Annotated in this window: 5 protein-coding genes; 4 read left to right on the top strand and 1 reads right to left on the bottom strand. The window is 49.0% G+C overall.

Going from position 1 to position 3,982, the window contains the following annotated elements; genetic code table 11:
- Positions 1–1,131 (bottom strand): IS4 family transposase (locus BFQ00_RS27770; protein WP_130184722.1); only part of this gene is annotated, 1,131 nt, incomplete at its 3' end.
- Between the two features lie 212 nt (positions 1,132–1,343).
- On the opposite strand from BFQ00_RS27770, the gene BFQ00_RS07100 reads away from it, so the two are divergent.
- From BFQ00_RS07100 to BFQ00_RS27760, 4 genes are all read left to right on the top strand, one after another.
- On the top strand, positions 1,344–1,748 hold the full coding sequence (locus tag BFQ00_RS07100) for a hypothetical protein (RefSeq protein WP_065933031.1): 405 nt from the start codon (positions 1,344–1,346) through the stop codon (positions 1,746–1,748).
- A 171-nt stretch (positions 1,749–1,919) separates the two neighbouring features.
- A complete protein-coding gene (locus BFQ00_RS28985) occupies positions 1,920–2,306 on the top strand; it encodes a hypothetical protein (protein WP_130184720.1) in 387 nt (128 codons plus the stop codon).
- Between the two features lie 57 nt (positions 2,307–2,363).
- Positions 2,364–2,738, top strand: coding sequence for a polymorphic toxin type 43 domain-containing protein (locus BFQ00_RS27765; protein ID WP_170827539.1), 375 nt, complete (start codon positions 2,364–2,366; stop codon positions 2,736–2,738).
- 113 nt (positions 2,739–2,851) lie between these two features.
- On the top strand, positions 2,852–3,982 hold a 1,131-nt coding region (locus BFQ00_RS27760; protein WP_130184722.1), incomplete at its 3' end, for an IS4 family transposase.

The raw sequence follows: 3,982 nt of genomic DNA, 5'->3' as shown, positions 1-3,982 counted from the left end.
GTGTTCTCGTCCTCCAAAATCTGTGCAGATTCGCCAGTATTCCAAGCCTAGTCGCCACAATGAAAGCACTCGCTTTTCTTTGATGCTGTTGCTTTGGTAGCGTCGCTCCAAGCCGCGTTCTCGTGCCTGCAACCCCGTTAAAAACAGAAGGTAGTTGGCCAAAGCAGCAATCAACAACAACACCTCAATGCGCTTTGGACAGTGGCTTCGATGCAGATTCAGGCCTAATCCCAAGTGCTCACTTTTTACATCTCGAAAGCCTTCTTCGATCTGCATACGGCGCTTATAGATCGCCACTATTTTTGCTGGATTCCATTCGTCTTGCCTCAGATTGCTGGCAAGCAACCAGGGCTCCCGTTCACGCCTGGCTGACTGTCGGCTGAGCTTACTTTTGGCGATTGAGCCAGTCACTCGTTGATGCTTTCGGCCCTTGGCTGAATGTCGCACGCAGTACAAATTGATCAAGTGCGGAGCGCTACGCGTCATCTCGACCCGACCAAGCGACTTGGGTGACGAAGTGGCCAAAGCATAGAGATCTTGCACGGGCAGCCACTCATTTTCGTCACCACGATAAAGCTCCCGATTTCGTATACGAGCCACGTAGTACCAGCCCTGTGCGGCCACTGCTTTCATCCATGGGCGCCGGAAACCTGCATCAGTAACCATCACTGGAACACATCCATCGGGCAGTAGTTCAGCCAGTGTTTTGAGCAGGCGGTTTTGATATTTGGGGCAGCCCTCGCGTTCATGAACACTTTCATAAATAGGGAATGAGCGCCCCGCTAGAGGTATCGCGGCCCTCAACAAAAAAGCGTTGCCGGGAGCATCAATTCGGGACCAGTCAACCAAGATTAATGGGTGCTTCACCGACCCCAGCAATGCCCGCAGGATCACCCAGTAGAACAGCGGACGCTCTGCTCTGAGGTGTTGATTGCCCAGTAACCGATCAACCCGCTTGATTGCATGTTTGGGGAATGCCTGACCTGGCATAAAACGTCCGAGCGCTGTCAGCGTCAGGCGGCGGCCTTGCAGTAACGAACTGACACAACTCATCAGTGTTGTCAGGCGACGAGAGTGGATTGAAGGCAGTGCTTGAGCGAGCGCTCTGTGTAAAAATCGGATGGCCTGCATGGGTTTGGGATCTTGTTTTTGTGTGGTGCAAACCAAGTTGCCGACTCATGCAGGCTTCTTCAATAACTCCAACTTCTTGATTTTTCGTAAGAAAAATCGGGGATCCCTCAGGGTCAGACCACTATTCTTCTGGCGGAGCACTAAACGTGGCCTGACCCCTATTTTTTCGACGGCGATGCTGCGGCAAGGCTAAAAGATTTCAAGGATCAGTTGTGATAATCGAAGATATTTTTGAGTTGTGTTCAACTATTCTGACCAAACTCGGATTTGGTAATGAGACTTTTAATTCATTAGTTCAAAAGTGGGTTTTTTTTGTTGATGAATGCCAAGATGGATATCGTTGGGGTTATTCTGAGTATAGAAACGAAATTAGGGTAAGAGGGTTGATAGAGCAGTTGTTGAATGACTCAGCAATCTCCAACTCAAAAGATTTTAAGACGTTGCGCGAAAGAGTTATTTTGGCGGATAAAAAATTTAAAGATTTATTACAGCCAGACATAGCTTTGGTCGAAGGGGAAGGGTGGTGGGGCAGCGGGGTTTTGATGTATGCAGGTGAAGACTATTCCTGTTATATGAAAGAGGCTCACGGAGTATTGGTTGAGGTTGTCCAAAGTTAAGTGGCGCGAAATTGAAAGGGATAGTTGCAGGCCATAGGTAACAAAAAATTGGGTCAGACCACCATTCTTCTCGCGGAGACACTAAACATGGTCTGACCCCTATTTTGCACCTGATTCTTTACCGCCCATTCGTCGCTGAAATTATGGATTAAATTAGGGGGATATATGAGCATGTTGGCTGATGATTTTGATTTTCTACTGCTATCCGGCTGTTATTTGGAAATGATTTCTTTTGGAGTTCGTATCACTAAGCTAGCCTTTTCAAGGCCGCAGACGTTCCCTGGTATATCTCCGTATAAAGTTTCTTTTTGCGTAGAAGCTGGGTTGAAGTATCGAATTGGAAGTGTTATTGGTCGCCGTGATTTTGCTGACTCGTCAACCAGTGCACCCTTGTTAGACTTTTTGTTAATGGACGTTCAGTCGGTTGAGGAAATTAATCCTGCTACGCTGCAGATAACATTCTGTACGGGAGATACAATTGTAGTCGAGCCTGACGACACAGGTGACTATGAATCTTACTCAATTTATCTTAACTCCGGCGACGTAATCGTAATATGACGCTGGAGGTGGGATTAACGCATAAGGGAAACGGTTTGTTAGTTTCCAGAGATTGAGTTGGCGGGTGATAGAATAAATATTTTGGGAAGCAGGGGTGCAAAAGCTGCGGCAAATGGCAGTGGGCCAGCTAAGGGCTTCTTAGAAGTCAGCGATGCATATTCGTCCTCTAAAGCTGTACAAGGGTTGAGTAATTCAAAACCTATTGACTTTATTTACGATCCGGCTAGTCAGCGCTTCATCATGGGGCGGAATCAATTTGGGCATGATGGGATATTGGATGCTGGAAAAATCCCTTCATCTGACGCTATCGTCCTCGGCGGGATCTGGAAGGAAAATGGAGTTCTTCGAGCCTATGAATGGAGCGGACATTACGGGATGAGAAAAATGGGGTCAGACCACTATTCTTCTGGCGGAGCACTAAACGTGGTCTGACCCTGAGGGATCCTCGATTTTTCTTACGAAAAATCAAGAAGTTGGAGTTATTGAAGAAGCCTGCATGAGTCGGCAACTTGGTTTGCACCACACAAAAACAAGATCCCAAACCCATGCAGGCCATCCGATTTTTACACAGAGCGCTCGCTCAAGCACTGCCTTCAATCCACTCTCGTCGCCTGACAACACTGATGAGTTGTGTCAGTTCGTTACTGCAAGGCCGCCGCCTGACGCTGACAGCGCTCGGACGTTTTATGCCAGGTCAGGCATTCCCCAAACATGCAATCAAGCGGGTTGATCGGTTACTGGGCAATCAACACCTCAGAGCAGAGCGTCCGCTGTTCTACTGGGTGATCCTGCGGGCATTGCTGGGGTCGGTGAAGCACCCATTAATCTTGGTTGACTGGTCCCGAATTGATGCTCCCGGCAACGCTTTTTTGTTGAGGGCCGCGATACCTCTAGCGGGGCGCTCATTCCCTATTTATGAAAGTGTTCATGAACGCGAGGGCTGCCCCAAATATCAAAACCGCCTGCTCAAAACACTGGCTGAACTACTGCCCGATGGATGTGTTCCAGTGATGGTTACTGATGCAGGTTTCCGGCGCCCATGGATGAAAGCAGTGGCCGCACAGGGCTGGTACTACGTGGCTCGTATACGAAATCGGGAGCTTTATCGTGGTGACGAAAATGAGTGGCTGCCCGTGCAAGATCTCTATGCTTTGGCCACTTCGTCACCCAAGTCGCTTGGTCGGGTCGAGATGACGCGTAGCGCTCCGCACTTGATCAATTTGTACTGCGTGCGACATTCAGCCAAGGGCCGAAAGCATCAACGAGTGACTGGCTCAATCGCCAAAAGTAAGCTCAGCCGACAGTCAGCCAGGCGTGAACGGGAGCCCTGGTTGCTTGCCAGCAATCTGAGGCAAGACGAATGGAATCCAGCAAAAATAGTGGCGATCTATAAGCGCCGTATGCAGATCGAAGAAGGCTTTCGAGATGTAAAAAGTGAGCACTTGGGATTAGGCCTGAATCTGCATCGAAGCCACTGTCCAAAGCGCATTGAGGTGTTGTTGTTGATTGCTGCTTTGGCCAACTACCTTCTGTTTTTAACGGGGTTGCAGGCACGAGAACGCGGCTTGGAGCGACGCTACCAAAGCAACAGCATCAAAGAAAAGCGAGTGCTTTCATTGTGGCGACTAGGCTTGGAATACTGGCGAATCTGCACAGATTTTGGAGGACGAGAACAC

The organism is Pseudomonas sp. 28 E 9, from assembly GCF_900004785.1.
GTDB classification, from domain to species: Bacteria; Pseudomonadota; Gammaproteobacteria; order Pseudomonadales; family Pseudomonadaceae; genus Aquipseudomonas; species Aquipseudomonas orientalis_A.
This window is presented reverse-complemented; position numbering and strand designations above follow the sequence as displayed.